The 21,763-nt window shown below is 63.6% G+C and carries 18 protein-coding genes; 6 read left to right on the top strand and 12 right to left on the bottom strand.

From position 1 onward, the window contains the following. The 4 genes from O7A60_RS28740 to O7A60_RS28725 all read right to left on the bottom strand — a co-directional run. The coding region (locus tag O7A60_RS28740; protein WP_337109086.1) for a M16 family metallopeptidase at positions 1–575 on the bottom strand (575 nt) is incomplete at its 3' end. 98 nt (positions 576–673) lie between these two features. Then, positions 674–2,062, bottom strand: a complete 1,389-nt coding sequence (locus O7A60_RS28735) for a M16 family metallopeptidase (protein ID WP_337109085.1) — start codon at positions 2,060–2,062, stop codon at positions 674–676. 118 nt (positions 2,063–2,180) lie between these two features. Continuing rightward, positions 2,181–2,735 (bottom strand): 16S rRNA (guanine(966)-N(2))-methyltransferase RsmD, encoded by a 555-nt coding sequence (gene rsmD, locus O7A60_RS28730; RefSeq protein ID WP_337109084.1) that lies wholly within the window; start codon positions 2,733–2,735, stop codon positions 2,181–2,183. Next, complete coding sequence (locus tag O7A60_RS28725; RefSeq protein WP_337109083.1) at positions 2,732–4,711, bottom strand: pseudouridine synthase; 1,980 nt, start codon at positions 4,709–4,711, stop codon at positions 2,732–2,734. The genes rsmD and O7A60_RS28725 overlap by 4 nt, the downstream gene beginning before the upstream one ends. Positions 4,712–4,891: 180 nt before the next feature. Here O7A60_RS28725 and O7A60_RS28720 point away from each other — a divergent pair, with 180 nt between their 5' ends. Further along, the gene (locus O7A60_RS28720; protein ID WP_337109082.1) at positions 4,892–5,341 is read left to right on the top strand and encodes a nucleoside deaminase; all 450 of its coding nucleotides are present in this window, start codon (positions 4,892–4,894) and stop codon (positions 5,339–5,341) included. A 36-nt stretch (positions 5,342–5,377) separates the two neighbouring features. Here O7A60_RS28720 and O7A60_RS28715 read toward each other — a convergent pair whose 3' ends face one another. The 3 genes from O7A60_RS28715 to O7A60_RS28705 form a co-directional block, all read right to left on the bottom strand. After that, entirely contained in the window at positions 5,378–6,055 is a 678-nt protein-coding gene (locus tag O7A60_RS28715; RefSeq protein WP_337109081.1) for a metal ABC transporter substrate-binding protein, read from the bottom strand. Positions 6,056–6,355: 300 nt separating this feature from the next. Continuing rightward, positions 6,356–9,340 (bottom strand): isoleucine--tRNA ligase, encoded by a 2,985-nt coding sequence (ileS, locus tag O7A60_RS28710; RefSeq protein WP_337109080.1) that lies wholly within the window; start codon positions 9,338–9,340, stop codon positions 6,356–6,358. Positions 9,341–9,621: 281 nt separating this feature from the next. Further along, positions 9,622–10,434 (bottom strand): MipA/OmpV family protein, encoded by an 813-nt coding sequence (locus tag O7A60_RS28705; protein WP_337109079.1) that lies wholly within the window; start codon positions 10,432–10,434, stop codon positions 9,622–9,624. A gap of 189 nt (positions 10,435–10,623) precedes the next feature. Between O7A60_RS28705 and O7A60_RS28700 the strand changes: the two genes are divergently transcribed. After that, positions 10,624–11,178 (top strand): HdeD family acid-resistance protein, encoded by a 555-nt coding sequence (locus O7A60_RS28700; protein WP_337109078.1) that lies wholly within the window; start codon positions 10,624–10,626, stop codon positions 11,176–11,178. A 30-nt stretch (positions 11,179–11,208) separates the two neighbouring features. On the opposite strand, the gene O7A60_RS28695 is transcribed toward O7A60_RS28700, so the two are convergent. Both O7A60_RS28695 and O7A60_RS28690 read right to left on the bottom strand, forming a co-directional pair. Beyond that, on the bottom strand, positions 11,209–12,189 hold the full coding sequence (locus tag O7A60_RS28695; protein ID WP_337109088.1) for a bifunctional riboflavin kinase/FAD synthetase: 981 nt from the start codon (positions 12,187–12,189) through the stop codon (positions 11,209–11,211). A gap of 6 nt (positions 12,190–12,195) precedes the next feature. Further along, positions 12,196–13,056 (bottom strand): TIGR01459 family HAD-type hydrolase, encoded by an 861-nt coding sequence (locus tag O7A60_RS28690; RefSeq protein ID WP_337109077.1) that lies wholly within the window; start codon positions 13,054–13,056, stop codon positions 12,196–12,198. 258 nt (positions 13,057–13,314) lie between these two features. On the opposite strand from O7A60_RS28690, the gene O7A60_RS28685 reads away from it, so the two are divergent. Then, entirely contained in the window at positions 13,315–15,306 is a 1,992-nt protein-coding gene (locus O7A60_RS28685) for a TadE/TadG family type IV pilus assembly protein (RefSeq protein ID WP_337109076.1), read from the top strand. Between the two features lie 124 nt (positions 15,307–15,430). After that, the gene (locus tag O7A60_RS28680; protein ID WP_337109075.1) at positions 15,431–16,063 is read left to right on the top strand and encodes a LysE family translocator; all 633 of its coding nucleotides are present in this window, start codon (positions 15,431–15,433) and stop codon (positions 16,061–16,063) included. A gap of 4 nt (positions 16,064–16,067) precedes the next feature. Here O7A60_RS28680 and O7A60_RS28675 read toward each other — a convergent pair whose 3' ends face one another. Then, complete coding sequence (locus tag O7A60_RS28675; RefSeq protein WP_337109074.1) at positions 16,068–16,892, bottom strand: DUF2189 domain-containing protein; 825 nt, start codon at positions 16,890–16,892, stop codon at positions 16,068–16,070. Between the two features lie 228 nt (positions 16,893–17,120). Here O7A60_RS28675 and O7A60_RS28670 point away from each other — a divergent pair, with 228 nt between their 5' ends. Both O7A60_RS28670 and O7A60_RS28665 read left to right on the top strand, forming a co-directional pair. Beyond that, positions 17,121–18,344: a TadE/TadG family type IV pilus assembly protein gene (locus tag O7A60_RS28670; RefSeq protein WP_140507344.1), complete on the top strand. Its 1,224-nt coding sequence runs from the start codon at positions 17,121–17,123 to the stop codon at positions 18,342–18,344. Between the two features lie 76 nt (positions 18,345–18,420). After that, positions 18,421–18,936, top strand: coding sequence for a CAP domain-containing protein (locus O7A60_RS28665; RefSeq protein WP_140507346.1), 516 nt, complete (start codon positions 18,421–18,423; stop codon positions 18,934–18,936). 10 nt (positions 18,937–18,946) lie between these two features. Here the strand turns inward: O7A60_RS28665 and O7A60_RS28660 are convergent, their stop codons facing one another. Continuing rightward, positions 18,947–19,924: an isopenicillin N synthase family dioxygenase gene (locus O7A60_RS28660; protein ID WP_337109073.1), complete on the bottom strand. Its 978-nt coding sequence runs from the start codon at positions 19,922–19,924 to the stop codon at positions 18,947–18,949. Between the two features lie 119 nt (positions 19,925–20,043). Beyond that, positions 20,044–21,579: a DHA2 family efflux MFS transporter permease subunit gene (locus O7A60_RS28655; RefSeq protein ID WP_027143226.1), complete on the bottom strand. Its 1,536-nt coding sequence runs from the start codon at positions 21,577–21,579 to the stop codon at positions 20,044–20,046. Positions 21,580–21,763 lie beyond the last annotated feature (184 nt).

Genomic DNA, 21,763 nt, shown 5'->3' with positions numbered 1-21,763 from the left:
TCGTTCTCGTTGGCGATGATGCCGGACAGGACCTGGGCGCGGATGCGGTCGATCGGCGCCTGGTCGAAGCGAGGCTCGTTGACCGCCAGCCGCAACAGGTCGAAGGCTTCGTCGCGCTGTTCGGCCAGCATGCGCATTGAGCCGTAAATGCCGTCGCGGGTCGCGTCGAAGCTCATTTCGGCGCCGGCATCGTCGAGCTTGATCTGGAAGGCTTCCGAATCGAGCGGGCCGGCGCCCTCATCGAACAGGCCGGTCATCAGATTGGCCAGGCCTTCCTTCCCCACCGGGTCCTGCGTCGAGCCGCCGCCGAAGACGAAACGGATGGCGACGACCGGCACGGAATAATCTTCCACCAGCCAGGCCGTGACGCCCTTCTGCGAGGTGACAGACTGGATCTCCATGGCGTGGGCGGCAAGCGCCGGCAGGATCAGGAAGAGGATGGAGAGGAATAGGGTTGCGATGGCATGCAGGGCCTTCCCTTCTCCCCTTGTTGTGGGAGAAGGTGGATCGGCGCGCAGCGCCGAGACCGTTGAGGGGTGGGTGACGGAGTGGCGCCAAGCTGGAGCACCCCTCATCCGACCTCGCTTCGCGAGGCCACCTTCTTCCACAACAAGGGGAGAAGGGGGAGCCTCGCGGGGAGAAGTCAACGCGCCCCTAAACTCGTTCATCATCATCAATTCCCCGCCTGTTGCTGCGGCAAGAGATAACCGGTGGTCGAGCGGGCCAGCACCAGATAGCGCGCGGCAACGGCCTTGACCTCGTCGGTGGTGACCTTGCGGATGCGGTCCGGCCATTGCTGCACGTCCTGGACATTGCCGCCGGTGGCGAGTGTCGAGCCATAGATATTGGCCATGGAGTCCTGCTTGTCGCGGGCAAAGATCATTGACCTGACATAGCGGTCCTTGGCTTTTTCGAGCTCATCCGGGGTCACGCCGTCGCTGGCGATGCGCGCCACCTCGGCATCGACCGCGGCTTCGACGTCGGCCAGCTTGGCGTCGCCGCGCGGCGCGCCGTAGACGGTGAAATTGGTGTCGTCGAGCATGGTGCCCTGGAAATACGCGCCGGCGCTGGAAGCGATGCCCTGCTTGATGACGAGCGCCTGGTAAAGCCGGCTGCGGTTGCCGCCGCCAAGGATCTCGGCGAGCAGATCGAGCGCTTCGGCCTCGCCAGGCTTGGCGGTGTGATAGGAGGGCACGACCCATTGTGTCGAGAAACTCGGCACGCTGACGCGGGCGTCGGAGAGCGTCACGGTGCGCTTGGTGTTCTGCTCCGGCTCGACCGGGCGGACGCGCGGCGGCAGATCCGGCCCGCGGGCAACCTTGCCATAGGTCTTTTCGGCCAGTGCCTTCACCGTTTCCGGTTGGACGTCGCCGGCCACGATCAGCACGACGTTGTTGGGCCGGTAATATTTGTTGTAGAAGGCGACCGCGTCGGTGCGGTTCAGCTGTTCCATCTCCTGCATCCAGCCAATAACCGGAATGCGATAGGGCTGGTTCTGCCACAGTGCGGCATCGACCTCCTCGTCGAGCACCGCCTGCGGATTGTTGTCGATGCGCGAGCGGCGCTCCTCCAGGATCACATCGCGCTCGGTCTTGATGACGTCGTCGGTGAGGATGAGGTTGCGCATGCGGTCAGCCTCGAAGCTCATCATCAGCTCAAGATCCGACGGCGCCACCGTCTCGTGGAAAGCGGTGTAGTCGTAGGAAGTGAAGGCGTTGTTGGAGCCGCCAATGTCGGAGACGGCGCGGTCGAACTCGCCGGCTGCGTGATGGGCCGTCGCCTTGAACATCAGATGCTCGAAGAAATGAGCGATGCCGGATTTGCCCGGCGGCTCGTCGGCGCTGCCGATCTTGTACCAGACCATATGGGTGACGATCGGCGCGCGATGGTCGGGAATCACGACCACTTCCATGCCGTTGTCGAGCAGGAAGTCCGTGACCTTGAACTCGGCCGGCACAGTGTCTGGCAATGCGGCGTTGTCCGCCAGGACAGGGTCGGTCATGAACAAAGCCAGCGACGTCGCCAGCAGCGTTGGCCTCAGCCACTCAGTCCTGGATGTCATCGATGGCTCCGGTTTCATGCAGCGACGATAGGCAAGGCGCTGGCGACAAGCAAAGTGATTTGTTGGTCATGTTGCCGGCAAAGGCGGCGGCAAAGAGGCCACTGCTGAAAGAGGCCTGTCAGGCAGCTTCGATGAAGCGGATGACAGTCTCGCCGTAGTTGCGCTCATCAAGCACGGAAAAGCCCGGGCCTGGCTCGAAGGGAACCGACGCCGTCTCCTCGACCACGCAGAGCGCCCCGGGGCGCAGCCAGCCGCCGGCCATGGCCGACCGCAGAGCGCGCTCGCCAAGGCCCTTGCCATAGGGCGGATCGGCAAAGACGAGACCGAACGGCGCCAGCGTGCCCGCCTCGCCAAGGCCCGTTGCATCGCGTCGGAAGATCTTGGTGCGTCCGGTCAGGCCGAAGGCCTCGACGTTGTCGCGGATCAGACCCCGGCCTTCGGCCGATTCCTCGATGAAGACGCCATAGGATGCTCCGCGCGACAGGGCCTCCAGACCAAGCGCGCCGGTGCCGGCGAACAGGTCGAGCACGCGCGCGCGCTCCAGTTGCCCGGCAAAGCGATGCGCCAGAACGTTGAAGACGGCCTCGCGGGTGCGGTCGGTCGTCGGGCGGATGGCGCTGCTGCGGGGCGTCGCCAACGGACGCCCGCGAAACTCACCGCCGACGATTCTCATCTTGTCCGAGGACCCTTGGGGCCGCGCGGCCGCTCACCGCCACCGGCGCCTCCTGGACGCTCGCCACGCGGCTTGCCGAATGGCCTTGCGTCGCCTGGTTTGCCGGCGGGCTTGCCATAAGACGGCTTGAACGAGGCCTTGCGCGCCTTGGCCTCGGCCGCCTTGGCCGCATCGGCCTCCGCCCTGCCCTTGCCGATCGGCCGGGCTCCCGGCGCCATCCAGACATTGGCCTTGCGCTGGCCTGGCGGCTCGATCGGCCGCTGCTCGCGTTCGGATTTCTTGCCGCCGCCACGAGGCTTGTCACCGAAACCGCCGCGCGGCTTGTCGCCGAAACTTCCACGCGGCTTGTCGCCGAAGCCGCCACGCTCCGGTCGCGGACCGCGTTCGCCGAAGCTCTTTTCTGGCCTCTCGCCCCTGTCAGGACTTGTCGACAGTTTGCCGAGCGCCTCGTCGCGGCTGCCTTCCCGGCGTTTGCGGTTCTTGATCAGCCCGCCCTCGCCGATCGGCCGCCGCTCGCCGTCTCTCGTAAATTTCGGCCGTTTCGGCTCGGCCTCACGGACTTCGGTACGCCGGACCGGCTGGTTGGAAAACGGTTTTGTTATCTCGGCATCGAAATTGGCACCGGATTCCTCGACCAGGCGCTCGCCAAGCTGGTCGCGCAGCACCCGGCCCTTGATTTCCAGCACGTGACCTTCGGCGAGGTCCTCGAGCTGGAACGGACCATAGGAGATGCGGATCAGCCGCGTGACGTCGAGGCCGAGCGCGCCGAGGATGTTCTTGACCTCACGGTTCTTGCCCTCGCGCAGGCCGATCGTCAGCCAGGCATTGGAGCCCTGCTCGCGATCAAGGCTGGCTTCGATGGCGCCGTAGAAGACGCCGTCGACGGCAATGCCTTCGCGCAGGCCGGCAAGCGCGCTTTCCTCGACCTTGCCGTGGACACGCACACGGTAGCGGCGCAGCCAGCCGGTGGCCGGCAGTTCTAGTACGCGCGACAGGCCGCCATCATTGGTCAGCAGCAGCAGGCCTTCGGTGTTGATATCGAGCCGGCCGATGGTCATCAGCCGCGGCAGTTCGGCCGGCAGCACGTCGAAGACGGTCTTGCGGCCTTCGGGGTCGCGGTTGGTGGTGACGACGCCGGCCGGCTTGTGGAACAGGAACAGGCGCGTGCGTTCGATCGGCGGAATTTCCATTCCGTCGAGATGGATGATGTCATTGGGCATGACGTTGAACGCCGGCGAGGCCAGCACCCGACCATTGACCTTGACGCGGCCGGCGGCGATCAACTCCTCGGCGTCGCGGCGCGAGGCGAGCCCGGCACGTGCCAGACGCTTGGCGATGCGCTCGCCGGCTTCTTCCGTTGCTTCGGTTGTGCGCGGACGTGGCTTGAAGCCGCCGCCCGATGCGCCCTGTGGCCGCTCTCCGAAATCACGTTTGGGTCTGTCGCCTCCAAAGTCTCGCTTTGGACGGTCGGCAAAATCCCGCTTCGGACGATCTGCGAAATCACGCTTGGGGCGGTCGAAGCGCTTTTCGCCGCCCTCCGCCGAGGCAGAAACCGGACGGTCGCCACGTGGCGCGTAGGGCTTGCGCGGCCCTTCGCGCTTATCATACGGCTTGCGCTCGCCCTCGGCGGCCATCGGACGGTCGCCGCGCGGGGCGTAGGGCTTGCGTGGGCCTTCGCGCTTCTCATACGGCTTGCGCTCGCCTTCCGCCGCCATCGGCCGGTCGCCACGCGGGGCGTAGGGCTTGCCTTCGGGGCGCGGTCCCTTGCGGAACGGCTTGTCGCCGCTCTTGAAGTCGCGCTTCGGGCGCTCGCCTTCAGCGGCGGCCGGCCGGTCGCCGCGTGGGGCATAGGGCTTTTTCGCACCAAAGGACGGCTTCCCGCCCTTGCTGGCGTCGCGGCCACGTGCACCTGCCGATTTCGGGCCACTCCTGCCCGGGCCGCCTTTGCGCGGAGATTTCTTGTCGCTGTCGTCCATGTGGCCTTTGTCCGTTTGCGCTGCTACAGCGTGGCGCATCCGTTCGGCGCGCAACGAACGCTGTAGCATTTTTGATTTGGCGCATGATCATTCCCGAAAATCGAGTCCGATTTTCAGGTTGATGCGCTCCATAACAGGATCACCGCCGGGTGGCGAGGATATAATGGGAAGACAAACCGCTTGAAGAGGCCGGATTTCATGGCGCTGGCGCTAAAAGAGGCCGAAGCGGCAGCCTTGCGCGGCGAAGTGCCGGTCGGCGCGGTCATCGCCAATGGCGGCACGGTCATTTCCAGTGCCGGCAACCGCACGCGCGAGCTTGCCGACCCGACGGCGCACGCCGAAATGCTGGTGATCCGTGAAGCCTGCGGCAAACTCTCGAGCGAGCGGCTCACCGGCCACGATCTCTATGTGACGCTGGAGCCCTGCGCCATGTGCGCCGGGGCAATCTCATTCGCCAGGCTGCGCCGTCTCTATTTCGGTGCCGCAGACGAAAAGGGCGGCGCCGTGGTCAACGGTGTGCGCTTCTTCGCTGCACCGACCTGCCACCACACGCCCGACATCTATCCGGGCATGGCCGAGACCGAAGCAGGCCTGCTGCTGAAGGATTTTTTCAGGGGACGTCGAGACTGAGCCAAGGCCGCCGCAAGATCAGCGGCGCGACTGTTCCTACAGCGACGGCAACCAGTCGAACCAGCCGCCCTTCTTGCCCTCGGCCTTTGCCTTGAGGCGGCGCTCCTTCTTGTACTCGTCTTCGCCGAGTTCGTTCTGCGGCGCGGCACCGGAGGCGGTGCGGTAGGCCAATGGCGGCTCGCTGAGGTATTTGCGCGTGTTCGGATCGCCCTGCTTGCTATCGGCAAGGCGGCGCTGGATCTCGGCGGCGCGGCCCTTGTCGGAATCGGCGGGTTTCCACGCCGGCGGATGGCTTGAGCCGGACTCTTCCATCGCCCTCTTCACCGAAGCCGGATCCGTCTGCACATCATCGACGATCTCCGACTGGTAGGCCGGGTCGTTCTGGTGCGCGGTGGCGTCGGCGCGCAGACGCGCGCGGCGCTGCTCGGGCGATTCGGGCCACCCGGCGTTTGCCGTCTGGATGCTTTCCTGCGGGGCAGGCAGCGCTTCCTTCTGGCCGGGTGCCGGCTTCACCAGCGTGGGACGCGGCTTGTAGTCGATCGGGTCCTTGCGCTTCGGCGCGAAGGAAACGGCGCCTGTAAGATCGCCGGCCAGCTGTTCGGCTGCGGTCTTGTCGGTGCCATAGGTCGGAGAGCCCATGCAGCCGGATAGAGCGAGGCCCGAAGCGACAAGCGGCGCCAACAGCGCAAGGCGCGCGTTATATCTCTCGGTCATGCCAAAAAGTCCCACTCTAGACAGCCTCTCGATCGCACCGGCTTTGTGTCCGGTCCCCATCGTGCAAGCACTTGCGACGGAAATCCGGCGACAATTTGTCTTCCGGAGTTTCGCGTGTTTACCTCAACCAGTCGTTAAGGGCAACGCACGGGCGGATTTGTACCGTCCGGCGTTTTATTTGCGCACTTCTTCGATCTGATGCCGGTCGTTTAAAACCGCCAATTTCGGGCGACAGGAACCGGCTTGACCTGGTCCCTGTCGTTTGTCCCAAAACCGCTACGCACTTTTGGGCGACAGGAACTAAAGCCTTCCCAGCGCCTTCAACTCGTGCAGCACGGCGGCGTCGCGCGCCGAGACGTCGGGAAACGCAGGATCCTGCCCGACATCGGCCGTGTAGCGCCAGGAACGCGCGCATTTGACCAGCCCTCGGTCCTCGGCTTTCTCGACCACCACGGCGACGCCCTTGACATCGTCGAGGGCAAAGGCGGTTTGCGGCGCCTGGCCATGGGCAATGACGAGATCGCTGGTGATCGCCATTTCAGCCATGTCGACGTCCGATATCGCCGCCTCAAGCGCCGCGTCGTTGATCGTGACCACCGGTATAGCCTCCAGCGAGGAGCCTATCACCTTCTGGGCACGGGCGATCTCGAGTGCGCCGGTGACGACGCGGCGCACCTGCCTGACCTTGCGCCATTTCTCCGCCAGCGCCTCGTTCTTCCAATTCGCCGGGATTTGCGGGAACTGGTCGAGATGCACCGAGACCGCGTCGGGATGACGGTCGAGCCAGGCCTCTTCCATGGTGAAGGGCAGCATCGGCGCCAGCCATTTCACCAGGCAGTCGAAGAGATGGCGTACCACCTGGACCGAGGCCTTGCGCTTCACGCTCGACGGGCCGTCGCAGTAGAGCGCGTCCTTGCGGATATCGAAATAGAAGGCCGACAGCTCGACCACCATGAAGTCGAGCAGAGCTCGCGTGATGCGCTTGAACTCGAAGGCGTCGTAGCCCTGGCGCACCACCTCGTCGAGCTCTGCCAACCGGTGCAGCATCAGCCGCTCCAGCTCCGGCATCGTCTCCAGGGGAACGACCTCACCATCGTCATGGGCGAGCGTGCCCAGCATCCAGCGGATGGTGTTGCGCAGCTTGCGATAGGCGTCGATGTTGGTCTGCAGCACGTTCTTGCCGAGCCGCTGGTCTTCCCAATAGTCCGTCGTCACCACCCAGAGCCGCAGGATGTCGGCACCGGACTGCTTGATCACATCCTGCGGCACGACCGTGTTGCCGAGCGATTTCGACATCTTGCGGCCATCCTCGTCCATGGTGAAGCCATGGGTGACGACGGTGTCGTAAGGCGCTCTGCCCCTGGTGCCGCAGCTTTCGAGCAGCGAGGAGTGGAACCAGCCGCGATGCTGGTCGGAGCCTTCGAGATAGACGTCGGCCGGCCACTTCAGGTCGGGCCGGTCCTCCAGGGTGAAGACATGTGTCGAGCCCGAATCGAACCAGACGTCGAGAATGTCCATCACCTGCCGCCATTTAGAGGCATCGTGATTGCCGAGGAAGCGCTCGCTGGCACCGGGCGCGAACCAGGCGTCGGCGCCCTCCGCCTCGAAGGCGTCCATGATGCGCTGGTTGACCGCCTCGTCCTTCAGCACATTGCCATCCTCGTCGGCGAAGACGGCGATCGGCACGCCCCAGGCACGCTGGCGCGACAGCACCCAGTCGGGGCGTTCCTCGATCATGGCGCGGATGCGGTTCTGGCCCGCGGCCGGGACAAAGCGCGTCTCGTCGATCGCCTTCAGCGCGCGGCCACGCAGCGTGGTGCCATCGCCGAGGTCCTTGTCCATGTAGACGAACCATTGCGGCGTGTTGCGGAAGATGACCGGCTTCTTCGAACGCCATGAATGCGGGTAGCTGTGCTTCAGCCGGCCGCGCGCGAACAGCGCGTTGCGCTTGATCAGCTCGTCGATGACCGCCTGGTTGGCGTTGCCCTTCTTGCCGTTGTCGTCGATGACGCGCGCCGGTCCGCCTTCGCGGTCCGGCCCGAAGCCCGGCGCGTCCTTTGTGAAGAAGCCGGCATCGTCGACGGTAAACGGGATTTCAGTATCGATGCCGCGCTGGCGCAGCGCGGGCGCGGCATCCATCCAGGCATCAAAGTCCTCCCGACCATGACCAGGAGCCGTGTGCACGAAACCGGTGCCGGCGTCGTCGGTGACATGGTCGCCGGCAATCATCGGAACCGGGAATTCGTAGCCGCCGCCGAGACCCTTGAAGGGATGCGAAAGCACAAGATTTCCAAGCTGTTCGGCGCTGATGCCGTGAAGGCGCTTCAAGATGACCTTGGCTTTGGCCTGGCTTTCCTCGGCCAGCGCATCGGCAAAGATCAGCTTCTCGCCTGGCTGCGGGCCAAATGCATTCTCGGCCGCCGTCACCTCGTAGAGGCCGTAGCCGACGCGCGGCGAATAGCTGACGGCGCGATTGCCAGGGATGGTCCATGGCGTCGTCGTCCAGATGACGACATGGGCATCCAGCAGGTCAAGCGACCGCCCGCTCAGGTCCGGATCGAGCTCCGCCGGCAGCCCGTCCACGACACTGGCGACGACGAGATTGGCCACCGGAAACTTCGCCCAGATCGTGTCGGACTCGTAATCCTGGTACTCGATCTCGGCCTCGGCGAGCGCCGTGCGCTCAACGACGCTCCACATCACCGGCTTCGAACCGCGGTAGAGCTGGCCGGACATGGCGAATTTCAGCAATTCGCCTGCGATGCGCGACTCGGCGTGGAAGGCCATCGTCGTATACGGGTTCTTGAAGTCGCCGACGACGCCAAGCCGCTGGAACTCGCCACCTTGCACGGAGATCCAGTGCGCGGCGAATTCACGGCATTCCTTGCGGAATTCGTTGACCGGCACCTCGTCCTTGTTCTTGCCCTTGGCGCGGTACTGCTCCTCGATCTTCCATTCGATCGGCAGGCCGTGACAATCCCAGCCGGGCACATAGTTCGAGTCAAAGCCGCGCATCTGGAACGAGCGGGTGATGACATCCTTGAGGATCTTGTTCAGCGCGTGGCCGATGTGGATGTTGCCGTTGGCGTAGGGCGGACCGTCATGCAGCACGTATTTCGTGCGGCCCGCCGCGCTCTCGCGCAGCTTGCGGTAGAGGTCCATGTCCTGCCAGCGCTTGACCAGCACCGGCTCCTTCTCGGGCAAGCCGGCGCGCATCGGAAATTCCGTCTGCGGCAGGTAAAGGGTCTTCGAATAGTCGATCGTTGATTGGTTTTCGTCGTTCATTGGTCTGCCATGTGCATGCCGGGCCACGTGGCTTGCGGCGAATTCTACTTTATACGCATGCCGTTTTCCCAAACCGGACCACTTGTGGGCGACATGCTTTGATGATCTGGAAAAGCGCGAGAGGCCGCGCGCAATATTCCCGGCGGCTCCTACAGCCTTCAGGCTGCTGGGAACACCGGGCTGGTAATTCGTATCGTCGGCGCGTGAAGGCGCGAAAAGCTCGTCATTGCTGGGCTTTTAGCGGAGAAGAGCGCAGGAATAAAGCGTCTCCTTCGATTCACTTACATCTTGAAGTCGAAGCGATAGGTGGTCGACACGCCGACCATGAACTGGTTGCGGTCGCCGCGCTCCTTGACCAGGCTGGAATCGGCCGCCGGACCCTCGAGGCGCGAATATTCGCCAAACAGGCTGGCGGTCATCGGATCGGTCACCTTCCAGGTCACGGCGCCGCCGAGGCCGACGGATTTCAAGCCGCCGCCGGGATTGTACTGGCTCAGCCCCGAGGCCACGGCTTCCTGTGCGTTGACGCCATAATAGGCATCGAAATAGTTCGCCGAGGCAAAAGACACGCGCGGGCCGCCCGAAATCCTGACGGTTGGCGTCACGTCGTAGAAAGCATCGGCGGCGATGTCGGCGACAAAGCCGTTATGGGCACGAATGCCATGCCGCAATTCGGCACGCGCGCGCATCCAGTCCGTCGGATAGAATTCGAAGAAGCCGCCGACCTCGCCACCCCAGCGGACCGGGTCCAAGCCCCTAAGTTCGTCGGCATCGCCGTCGTCGCGCGAGAACAGGAACTTGCCGGTCAGGCCGGCACGGACGCTGCCATCGTCGACAAGCGCCAGCGAAATGTTGTCGTTGCGCGAGGTGAAGCGAGCAGCAGGGCCGGCCTTGCCCAGCGAAATGATGGGCTGGGCGCTCAGCATGTACTTCTTGCCGCTCTCGAAATTGGGCGCCACCAGGCCGGTCGCGCCGACCGTCAGATACCAGTCGCCGGACAGCCAGCCGAAAGCGCCATCACCGGCTTCGGCCGCGCCTGACGTCGCCAGCACGACGGTAGCCAAGGCTATAGAAATCTTCCCGACCTGACTCATGGTCACTCCACTAACACGTCAAAGCTGTCCTGCCGCGACAGCTTTGACGAGGCTTTGGTAAAATTTGATTTAAGGACGAGACATCCAGCGCGTGTTGCTTGCGCCATCGCGCCCGCCATCGGCTGGACGCGGGTCGGCGCCGAGGGTAACCTCCCTTGCATTCTGGCGGTCTTCAATGGAGGTGGCGACATGACCTTGGACGGCGATACGTTGAAGAACGCGATCGGCCAGACGCGCGACAAATGGGGGTGGTTTGTCGGGCTGGGCGTGGTGCTGCTGGTCCTCGGCGGCATTGCCTTCGGCAATCTGTTCATCGCCACGGTGGCTTCCGTCTATGTCGTGGGATGGCTGATGCTGGTGGCCGGCATCATCGAGATCATGCACGCTTTCGGGGTCAAGACCTGGGGCCGCTTCTTGTATTGGCTGCTCAGCGGACTGCTCTATGCGGTCGCCGGATTCTTCGCCTTCGACAATCCGCTGCTGGCCTCAGCGGTGCTGACCTTCCTGCTGGCCGTCGCGCTCGTCGCTTCGGGCGCCCTGCGGGCCTGGGTCGGCTATAGCCACCGTCCGGAGCGGGGCTGGGGCTGGATTGTCGCGGCGGGCGTCATCAGCGTGCTTGCCGGCCTGATCATCGCCATGGGGTGGCCGGTCAACAGCCTGTGGGTGCTCGGACTGTTCCTGGCGATCGACCTGATCTTCCAGGGCTGGACCTTCATCGCCGTCGGTCTTGCGCTAAAGAAATAGAAAACTCGTTCCCCTTTTCGGGATCACGCTTCAGAACGCCACAGCGGCGTCCAGACCGGACAGCGGCTTGACGCCGCCAAGCAACGCGCGTGCCTCGGCTTCATCGCGCTTCATCTGCACCACCAGTGCATCGAGCCCGTCGAACTTGATCTCGCTGCGCAGGAAGCCGAAGAACGACACTCCGCAGATCTCGCCATAGAGATCGCCGGAAAAATCGAAGACGAACGTTTCCAGGAGCGGCGCGCCGTTGTCGTCGACGGTCGGGCGGCGGCCAAAACTGGCGACGCCGTCGTGCAGCGTGCCGTCCTCGCGCCGGAAGCGAACGGCGTAGATACCTTCCTTGAGCGTGGCTTCCGCCGGAAGCCTCATGTTGGCTGTGGGAAAGCCGAGCGTTCGCCCGAGCTGTTGGCCGCCGACGACCTCGCTTTCCACCGTGAAGCGATAGCCAAGCAGACCGGCTGCCCCGGTCACCCCGCCTTCGCAAAGCAAGGCACGGATGCGGCTCGACGAAACCACCTCGGCGCCTTCGTCGCGAAAGGCGTCGACGAGGGTGACACCGAAGCCATGGCGCTCGCCGGCAGCCATCAGATAGGCCGGCCCGCCCTGGCGGTCCTTGCCGAAATGGAAATCGAAACCGGTCACGGCGTGGCTGATGCCCAGCGTCCTCTCCAGCACGTCGGTGACGAAGGCTTCCGCCGACAGCGAGGCGAAATCGTGCGTGAAAGGCTGCTCGGCGAGCGCGGCAAAGCCCAGAAGCGACAGGAGCCGCGCCTTCATCGGCGGCGGCGTCAGCACGAAAAGCGGCAAATCGGGCCTGAAAACCGTTCGGGGATGCGGTTCGAAGGTCAGCACCAGGGCCGGCACGCCGCGCCGCGTGGCCTCCGCCAATGCCCGTTCGAGCACGGCCTGGTGGCCGCGATGGACGCCATCGAAATTGCCGATCGCCACGACGCCGCCTCGCAGATCGGCGGGCAGCGGCGTATTTGTCGTAAGATGCCGGAACGCGACCATTGTCACCTACTGCAGTCTTGCGATGACGGCCACCGGACGATAGCCGTGCCGCTCCAGGAAGAGCCCGAGCCTGGCCGGATCCGGCCGGGAGGGATCGCCATAGTCGCGGGCATGAATGCCGCCGGAGACATAGAGGACGTCGAAACCATTGTCGGCCGCGCCCTTGACGTCGGTAAACATCCCGTCGCCGATAGCCAGTATTTGCGGACGCCCGACCGGCCGGCCGAGGATCTCGGTCACCTCCTTCATCGCGACCTCGTAGATTGGCGCATAGGGTTTTCCGGCGATCAGCGTGCGACCGCCGAGCTGCGCGTAGTCACGCGCGAGCGCACCGGCGCACCAGATGATCCGTTCGCCGCGTTCAACCATGATATCGGGATTGGCGCAGATGAACGGCAGGTTCCTGGCCCGCAACCGGCGCAGCAGTTCCGTATAGTCCTCGGGTTTTTCGATCTCGTCGTCGAACAACCCGGTGCACACGACGCCGGCGGCCTCGAATTCCTCGACGAGTTCGACATCGAGACCATCATAAAGGGTCAAATCGCGGTCGGCGCCGATGTGGAAGACTTTGCGAGGGCCCTCCGCGATCAGATCACGGGTCACGTCACCCGAGGTCACCACACGGTCATAGGCCGACGGCGGAACGCCGATCACGCTCATCTGCGCCACGACGTCGGCGCTGCGGCGCGGCGAATTGGTGATCAGAACGACAGGAGTGCCGGCCGCCCTTGCCGCCGCCAGCGCGGCCGCGGCCGCCGGAAAATGCCATTCGCCATTGTGCACCACGCCCCAGACGTCGCAGAGAATTGCCGAATAGGCTTTCGAGACGTCTTCCAGCGAGCCGACGATTTCAGGCGAATCCGCCATGCCGTTTCCTTCAGTATGATCGTTGCGGGTGCGGCGGCCGACGGTTCGCCGCAGCCGGTTCGAATTATCCGAACCGGCCCATGCTGTCACCAGCTTTCGCCCGCATCGGCACGAATTGCCGCGCAACCGGCGGCTTTGATTGGTTAGCGGTTGGTGAAGCGCCGACCAAGCAATAGAGCGGTTTCCCAAACCCGTCCTTCAGCGTTTTGTGGAAAGCTGGCGCCGACCGAGAATCCGTCGGCGGGGGCCGCTCCAAGCATGTTTGAAATCTGGCGTCAGTTCCGCCGCGACAGGCGTGGCAATTATGCTCTTATGACGGCTGTGGCGATGGTGCCGCTGATGGGCGGCCTGGCAATCGCGGTCGACTACACGGAAATGAACCGTGAAAAGCAGATGCTGATGAACGCGCTCGACGCCGCCAACTTCGCCACCGCCCGCCGGCTGACGGAAGGCGCGACCGACGATCAGTTGAGAGCCTATGCGCTCGACTTCTTCAATGCCAATTTGAACGATATCGATCCCGCGAGCACGACGCTCAACGTCATATTGCCGAGCAACAGCAGCAGCGGCGGCGGCGGCCTGCTGACGATGACCGCCCAGCTCAACTACAAACCCTATTTCTACCCCGCCTTCGCCCAACTCGTCGGCAAATCGGCGACCGATGCGAACCAGAGGCTCAGCTTCAACGTCACCTCGCAGGTGCGGTTGAAGAACACGCTGGAAGTTGCCCTGGTGCTCGACAATTCCGGATCGATGACCACGCTCGGCACGGGCTCGGGGCAAAAGCGCATCGATCTTCTCAAGGCTGCTTCCAAGCAGCTGGTCGACACACTGGCCCAGCAGGCGGTCATGATCAAGCAGGTCGACAAGCCGGTGCAATTCGGCCTCGTGCCTTTTGTCGCCTCGGTCAATGTCGGCCCCGGGAATGGCAATGCTTCGTGGATGGACACCGAGGGGCTTTCGCCGGTGTCGAATGAGAATTTCGACTGGTCGACGCTGAACGCCGCCAACAAATACGCCCAGCGGACCAACGGCATCTGGTACAAGCGCGGCACTGGCTGGGGAACCGAGGACGGCCAGATGCTGACCCGGTTCTCGCTCTACCGCGACATGAAGGTCGTCACCAACCACGAGCGTGTCGTCAACAGCAAACGGGTCGTGTGCGACCAATACAATTCGAACAACACCTGCAGAAGCAGCCACGACGAATATGACTATATCGATTCCTACGGTCCGTTCGCCAGTTGGCAGGGCTGCGTCGAGGCCCGGCCCTACCCTTACAATATAAACGACGCCACGCCGTCCGGCGGCTCGGCCAACACCGGCATCGGTGTCGGCGATCCGGCAACGATGTTCGTGCCCATGTTCGCCCCCGACGAACCGGGCAATCACTGGAAGCTCACTCAAGACCCCGACGAGGCCGCGCCGGTAACTTATGGTGCCGTCAACAGCTGGTGGAACGACGATCCGTCGAGCAGCAGCGGCCAATCCCGGCTGCGCAACATGGCCAAGTACTTCCAGCCGCGGCCGATCGATGCGCCGGCGCTGCCCGCCGGCAACGGGCCGAATTACAGCTGCACCACCAATCCGATCACGCCGCTGACGGATGTCAGCGTCGCCGAAGGGGTCACCTCGATCAAGGCGGCGATCGACCTGATGCAGCCGAATGGCGGCACCAATGTTCCCGAGGGCATGGCCTGGGGCTGGCGGGTGGTTTCGAGCGGAGAGCCGTTCACGCAAGGGCGCCCGGAAACGGAAAGAGGCAACGACAAGGTGGTGATCGTGCTGACCGACGGCGCCAACACCTATTATACGCCTTCGTCGCTGGGCTACTCGGATCCCGCCAATTCGAAATCGACCTATGCGTCCTACGGCTATCTCAACCCCGGATACAACGGCACCTCGGTCGGCCGCCTGTTCATGGGCACATCGAGCGCCATCGGTCAGCTAGACTATTCGAACGGCAACTACACCAACGCGCTCAACGAGCAGATGGCCACGCTGTGCAACAACGCCAAGGCAGCCAACATCATGGTGATGACGGTGGCGCTCGACTTGTCGATGACCAAGGCCAGTGACAAGCTGGCCATCGATGCGCTGAAATCCTGCTCGTCGGAGTCGCGCTTTCGCAAGGATGCCACGGATCCGAGCAAACCGGCGAAGCTGTTCTGGAATGCGACCGGCGCCAGCCTGGCAAACGATTTCAAGGAAATCGGCAACGAGCTGTCGAACCTGCGCGTGGTCGGCTAACCCGGGATCATCCCTCTGGCGCAACGCCTGGCGCCGTCAAGCTCTTGCAGCTACCTGTCGGGATAGGCACGGATTGGCCGCTCGCGAGATCGCGAATCCATCGCGGCATGCTGGGGAACGAACAATGCCCGATACCGCCAACCACCTCGCCTTCGCGCTGGTCTGCCTCGGCATGGTGCTGACGCCAGGCCCGAACATGATCTACCTGATCTCCCGCTCGCTGTCGCAAGGGCCGAAGGCCGGACTGATCTCGCTTGGCGGCGTTGCGGTCGGCTTCTTGTTCTACGTGCTGTCGGCCGCGTTCGGCATCACGGCGCTGCTGCTCGCCGTGCCCTATGCCTATGACGTTTTGCGCTTTGCCGGCGTGCTTTATCTCCTGTGGTTGGCCTGGCAGGCGGTGAAACCGGGCGGACGCTCGCCGTTCCAGGTGCGCGACCTGCCGAAGGACCGGCCGCGCAAGCTGTTCGCCATGGGATTGATGACCAATCTGCTCAATCCCAAGGTGGCCGTTCTCTACCTGTCGCTGCTGCCTCAGTTCATCAGCCCCGGCAAGGGCCATGTCCTGTCACAGCTTCTGGTGCTGGGCGCGACGCAGATATCGATCAGCCTCAGCGTCAATGCCGTCATCGCGCTGACGGCCGGCTCGATCGCCACCTTCCTCGCCGGACGCCCGCTGTGGCTGGTGATCCAGCGCTGGATGATGGGAACCGTGCTGACGGCACTCGCGCTGAAGATGGCGACCGACGCGCAGCGCTGAGTGCTCACATCGGACGGCGCGGGGGGAGGATATGGGCCGGTTCGACCACCTTTCGATAGAGGTGCCAGGTCGCGTGGCCGAGGATCGGCATGACGACGGCCAATCCGGCGAACAGCGGGATAGAGCCGATCACCAGCAGCACCGCGACGATCAGACCCCAGAGCGCCATCTGCAGCGGATTTGTCATGACCGCGCGCGCCGAGGTCTCTATTGCCGAAACGGCGCCGACATCGCGATCAAGCAAAAGCGGGAAGGCAACGACCGTGGTCGCCAGCACAACCACCGCGAAAACCAAGCCGGCCGCATTGCCGAGAAGGATCAGCGTCCAGCCCTTGCTGGTCGTCAGCACATCGCGCAGGAAGGCCCCGACCGAAGCGGGCGGCTCGCCGCCAAAAAGGCTGGTGTAAATCGACTGCGCCGTGAACAGCCACAACAGGAACAGGGCGACCAGCATGACGCCGATGACCGCTATCGAGGGTAGCGCCGATGAGCGGCGGACATCGAGTGCGTGCCGCCAGTTGGTGTTCATGCCGAGCTCGCGTCGGCGGCTGATCTCATAGAGTCCGAGTGCGGCGAACGGGCCGACCAGGGCAAAGCCCGACATCAAGGGGTAGACGAGCTGGATGGCATTGGAGCCGGACGTCCACCGCGTCAGGACCAGGCCGACGATCGGATAGATCAGGCACAGGAACACGTAATGCGAGGGCTTGGCCCAGAAGTCCTCGGCGCCAAGCCTGAGCGCGTCCCAGAGGTCTGTCGTGGAAATGCGGCGGACCGCGGGTTGCACATGCATTCCGCGCGCGTCCGCCATGACATGAAAGCCGGCCATAACCTACCTCCGTTTTTCTCGGGGGGCGGTCACCGCCTAGGGTGGCCGCCCGTAGCTGCCACTTCAACAACGCTGGCATCATATCCGATCTTCCCGGCATTGTCGCCGCGTCCTTCGTTTGGAGAACCACCGACTTCATTTTAGAATCTATGCATTTTAGTTATTGCTTAAATTACTCGTAGAGACCCCCGGGCGTATCACCTGAGCTTTACAAACCTGGCGGGGACGATGTTCACATTGAAGGGCTTCTGGTCTTCGGAGCGCGGAAATTTTGCCATGGCGACTGCCATAGCGATGCTGCCGATAATGGCTGTCGTCGCCGGCACCCTCGATCTGACGGGCACGAGCGACGATGCGGCGCAATTGCAGAACTCGCTGGACGCGGCTGGGCTTGCCGTCGGCACAAAGTACCTGCCCAGCATGAGCGCGAGCGATGTCCAGGGGCTTGGGCTGACATTCTTTGCGGCCAATATGAACGTCGCCGACCAGCAGGAATATTCAGACAGCATCACCGCCTTTTCGGCCACCGCCAGCGGCGACCCGAGCGCCTATTACATCTCGCTTTCGTCAGGCATCAACCGTCCGAGCTTCATCAATGGCGCTGCCCCCTGGCCGGCTCACCGGTCGGCGACGGTCAAGATGCACCCGGGCGCGCAGGCCTGCGTGCTGGCGCTCGATCCGCATGCGTCGTCCGCGGTAAGCCTGCAAGGCTCGACCGATGTCGCCATGAGCAACTGCGTGATCGCGGCAAACTCGGACGCGTCCGATGCCGTCAGCAGAGGCGGTTCCGCGCAGGTTTCGGCGGGCTGCGTCTCGACCGTCGGCGGCACTTCCGGGCTTTCACCGCCCAGTGCCAATCTCACCTGCGGCGCGCCGCTCGAACATCAATATGCGTCCTTCGATCCCCTGGCCGATATCGTGCCTCCCCCCTATACGTTCTGCATGCCGGTCCCGAACGGCAAAACCTACACGCTGTCGCCCGGCACCTATTGCGACAAGACATTGTCGGGAAACATCACGCTCAGCCCGGGCGTCTACATCTTGCGCGGCGTCACCCTGAAGCCGGGCGGGAACGGCAGCCTGAGCGGCCAGGGCGTGACCATATTCCTCGTGGAGGGAGCACAGATCATCATAAATGCCAATGAAACGGTGAACCTTTCTCCGCCAACCAGCGGGCCTTACGCCGGCATCACCATCTTCCAGAGCCGTGGGAACATTTCAGCATTGACCCTTAATGGCGGCGCAAATTCCGTGATAAGCGGATTCGTCTATGCGCCTGACGCGGCCGTTTCGTTCGCCGGCAACTCGGATATGAGCGGTCAGGGCGATTGCCTGAGGCTTGTTGGCTTGACCGTGCAGATGACAGGCAACTCATCCATCAAGACCGACTGCACGGCCGTATTCGGAAATCGCGAGATGTACGCCAGCCGCCGCATCACGCTTGTGAGATAGCCGCTAACTGCCGCTTCAATTCGAAATTTCACCGCCTGCCCGGCAAAAGCCATGATCGCGATCGAGTCAGGCCTGCATGACCATTTCGAGAATCGATTGCGACCGGACCGCGGACTTGAACAGGCGCACCTGGCTCAAGGCGGCCGGCCTAGCGGCATTGCTCGGGCTTGCCGCCTGCAGCACCGTCTCGCTGCCGACCGGGCAAGGCGCCGGGGTTTCCTCTTCGGCAACCGGCACGCTGGCGAGCCTGCGTGTCACGGCTGGGCTCGGACCGCTGGTCCCCGATACACAGCTGGAGCAAGCAGCACTGCAGCAGGCCGGCTATATGGCGCGGCGTGAAAACATGAGCCACACGACCGGCTGGGGCAAGGATTTCGCCTCGCGCATGAGGGACAATGGTGTACACGGTGCGGCGGCCGAGAACATCGCGGCCGGCCGCTTCGACCAACAGAAGCTGTTCGATATCTGGATGCATTCGCAGGGACACCGGCGCAACATGCTCGATCCGGACTTCAGCCGCTTCGGGCTTGCCTATGTCCGTGACGGCCGCGACCCCAACCTGCGCTACTGGTCGCTGGTGCTCGGGAAATAAGGGCTCCAGCCTATTTCGTCGTCGCCTTGAATTTCGCCATCAGGTAGGGACCGGAGCGCACCGGGCCGTATTTCGGCGGCTCGCCGTCTGCAAGGCAGGCATCCAGCACCTTGATCTCGGCATCCCAGTTCGGCTGGTGGAAGAAGGCCATGGACTGGCGCCTGTCCCGGCCGCCTGCTGCTGGATTGACGACACGATGCACGGTGGACACCCAGCGGTCATTGGTCCAGCGCGCCATCAGGTCGCCGATGTTGATGACGAAGGCTCCCGCGATCGGCGGCACCTCCGTCCATTCTCCGCCCGGCGTGACGATCTGAAGGCCGCGCGACCCGGCCTGCGGCAGCAGAATGGTCAGGCTGCCATAGTCCGTGTGGGCGCCGGCTCGGATCTGGCCGGGCTTCGGCGCGACATGCTGTTCGGGATAATTGAGCGCCCTCAGCGCGCTGATCGGCGCATCGAGATAAGTGTCGAAATAAGTCTCGGGCAAGCCGAGCGCGGTGGCGAAGACGCGCATGATCCGCAGCGCCAAATCCTCCAGTGCGGCGTAGTAGGCTTTCCAGGCATGGATGAAACCGTCCGGTGCTTCAGGCCAGATCGTCTCGGCATAGCAGAAGGCGAGTGCCTCAGGATCAGACATGCCCGGTGGCACACTGAGCGGTCCGCCGTTGAAGCTCTCCTTGAGGTCCGGCGGCGTGTCGACGTTGCGGGACTTGGCCAGCGCTTCGAGTTCGGGGCCGAGATAGCCGTAGGGATAGCCCTTATAGGGCGCCTTGGAGCGCTGCTTCTGTTCCGGCGGCAGGTCGAAGAAGGCGCGGGCCTTCGACCAGGCGGCGTCGATCACCGCCTGCGAAATGCCGTGGTTCTTGACCGCCAGGAAGCCCGTACCGCGGCAGATGCGATCGACCTCGGCGCCGCGCGCGGCCTTCTCCTCAGGGCTCGCTTTCTCGAATTGCCCGAGATCGAATACCGGAAATGTCGGGTTCTGCATCGTCTTTGCACTCGTCCGTCAACTTGCGAAACGATGCCGGTTTGCCCGGCAACCGGCTAGGACCAACCGATGCGGCAGTGTAGTCCATATCGAAGGCAGGCGATGTGCCTGCCGTCGGCCTAGTCCATATGGGCGGCAGGCGCGCCGCCGCCGGCCGGCGCCGTCTTCGGCTTGCGCAGCAGGAAGACGAACGGGATGGCGACCAGCGTCATCACCATCAGGATTTTGAAGTCGTTGACGTAGGAGATCATCATCGCCTGGAGATTGACCATGCGGTCGACCTGCGACAGCGCCGTCGGATCGCCGCCGGCGGCGGCCGGCGAGACCGCCCAGAGATTGGGATTGAACGGGTTGATGAAGGCTGAGAGCTCGGCATGATTGACCTGCGTGTTGCGCACCAGCAGCACCGTCACGACCGACACACCGATCGACGAGCCAAGGTTGCGCACCAAGCTGAACAACGAGGTTGCATCGGTGCGGTAACGGGCGTCGAGCGTGGCGAAGGCAACCGTCGACAGCGGCACGAACACCATTCCCATGCCCAGGCCCTGGATCACGCCGGAGCTGATGATCAACCAGTTATCCATCTGCGGCGAGAAGCTGGCCATGGTGTAGAGCGAATGCGCGGTCAGGAGGAAACCGATGACGACGAGAATCCTGGCATCGATCTTGCCCATGATGCGCCCGACGACGAGCATGGAAATCATGGTGCCGACGCCGCGCGGCCCGATGACGATGCCGATGGTGACGGTCGGATAGCCGAAGATGGTCGACAGCATCGGCGGCAGCAGCGACATCGAGGCCAGGATCAGCACGCCCATGACGAAGATGAACGCCAGCCCCGTGACGAAATTGCGATCGAGGAAAATCTTCGGATCGATGAAGGGATGTTCCGACGTCACGGTGTGAATGATGAACACCCAGAAGCCGGTGATCGAAAGGCCAAGCTCGATCCAGATCTCGACCGAGGAAAACCAGTCGACCTCGCCGCCGCGATCGAGCATCAGCTGCAGGGCGCCAACGCCGAGCGATATCATGGCAAAGCCGAAGAAATCGAAGCTGCGCACCCGCCGGGCAACGGCCGGCAGATACGCGGCCATGCCGAGGAAGGCGAGGATGCCGACCGGCAGGTTGATAAAGAACACCCAGCGCCAGTTGAAATTCTCGGTCAGCCAGCCGCCAAGCGTGGGGCCGAGGATCGGTCCCAGCATGATGCCGGCGCCCCATATGGCCATCGCCTGGCCATGGCGTTCCTTGGGATTGATGTCGAGCAGGAAAGTCTGCGACAGCGGCACGATCGCGGCGCCGAACACACCTTGCATCAGCCGGAAAAGCACGATGGTTTCCAGGCTCCACGCCAGGCCGCACAACATCGAGAAGATGGTGAAGCCGACCACCGCCGTCAGGAACAGTTCCTTGCGGCCGAAACGGTCGGCGAGCCAGCCGGTGACAGGCGTCATGATGGCGGCGGCGACGATGTAGGAGGTCAGCACCCAGTTGATGTTGTCGGGCGAGGCGCCGAGGTCGCCGGTCATGGTCGGCAGCGCGACGTTGGCGATCGTGGTGTCGAGCGCCTGCATGATCGTCGCCAGCATGAGCGCGACGGTGATCAAGCCACGATGCGGCACTTCTTTGAATGGTTCGGACGTGCTCATGGCGTAGAACTTCCAGAAGGTACTGAAACATGTACAACGAGTTTCCGGGCGGCAAAGCCTGCCGTTGAGAGGCCTTCATCGCGGTGGGACGCGATTATCGATGTGGGGGTTACATCGACTGAAAGTCTCTGATGAGCGGATGCCTGCCGCCCGGAAACCTGAGGACCGACGGGTCCGTGTCGAA

It is taken from the genome of Mesorhizobium salmacidum (SeqCode) (assembly GCF_037179605.1).
Lineage (GTDB): Bacteria > Pseudomonadota > Alphaproteobacteria > Rhizobiales > Rhizobiaceae > Mesorhizobium > Mesorhizobium salmacidum.
The sequence above is the reverse complement of the archived record's forward strand: the minus strand, read 5'-3'. Positions and strand labels throughout refer to the sequence as shown.